This is a genomic window from Corallococcus sp. CA047B, from assembly GCF_003612065.1.
GTDB classification, from domain to species: domain Bacteria; phylum Myxococcota; class Myxococcia; order Myxococcales; family Myxococcaceae; genus Corallococcus; species Corallococcus praedator.
On sequence record NZ_RAWD01000681.1, the window covers coordinates 1 to 898 of the forward strand.

1 protein-coding gene is annotated in these 898 nt (G+C 73.2%); it reads left to right on the forward strand.

The features are described from left to right. Positions 1 to 898 (forward strand): D-alanine--D-alanine ligase (locus D7X74_RS42145; protein ID WP_147446924.1); only part of this gene is annotated, 898 nt, incomplete at both ends.

The following is an 898-nucleotide window of genomic DNA, read 5'->3' on the forward strand; positions in this document are numbered from 1 at the left end:
GGGGTGAGGAGCGGGAGATTTCGCTCAAGACGGGGGAGGCCGTGGTGGCGGCCCTGGAGACGCTGGGGCACACCGTCACCCGTATCTTCGCGGGGCCCGGGTTGGACCGGGCGCTGCGCTCGGCGGAGCTGGACGTGGCCTTCCTCGCGCTGCACGGCCGCATGGGCGAGGACGGCCGCGTGCAGGGCCTCCTGGAGCTGCTGGAGCTGCCGTACACGGGCTCCGGCGTGCTGGCCTCCGCGCTGGCCATGGACAAGCCCATGGCGAAGAAGCTCTTCCAGCTCCACAACCTGGCCACGCCCCGGGGCTACAAGGTGGGCCGCGCGGACGTGGAGCGCGCGCTGGAGCTGCACGGCGACAGCGGCTTTCCCTGCGTGGTGAAGCCCGCGAAGGGCGGCTCATCCGTGGGCCTGTCGGTGGTGCACGACGCCGGGGCGCTGGTGCCCGCGGTGGCCCACGCGTGCCGCTTCGGCGGCGAGGCCCTGGTGGAGCGCTTCGTCCAGGGGCAGGAGGTGACGGTGGGCATCCTCGGCGACAGCGTGCTGGGCAGCTGCGAGGTGGCCTTCCCGCGCGAGGGCTTCGACTACGAGGCCAAGTACAAGGGCGGCGCGCAGTACTTCCTGCCGCCCCGCCTGTCCGACACGCGCCGCGTCAACGTGGAGACCCTCGCGCTCGCCGCGTACCGCGCCCTGGGCTGCCGGGGCTACGGCCGCGTGGACGTGCTGTGCTCGGACACGGAGAACGACGTGGTGCTGGAGGTGAACACCCTGCCGGGCTTCACCCCCGTAAGCCTGCTGCCCAAGATCGCCGCCCGCGCCGGCCTGGACTTCCCGGAGCTGGTGCAGGGCGTTCTGGACCGGGCCACCCGCGACGAAGCCCACGTCAGCGACGCCGCCCC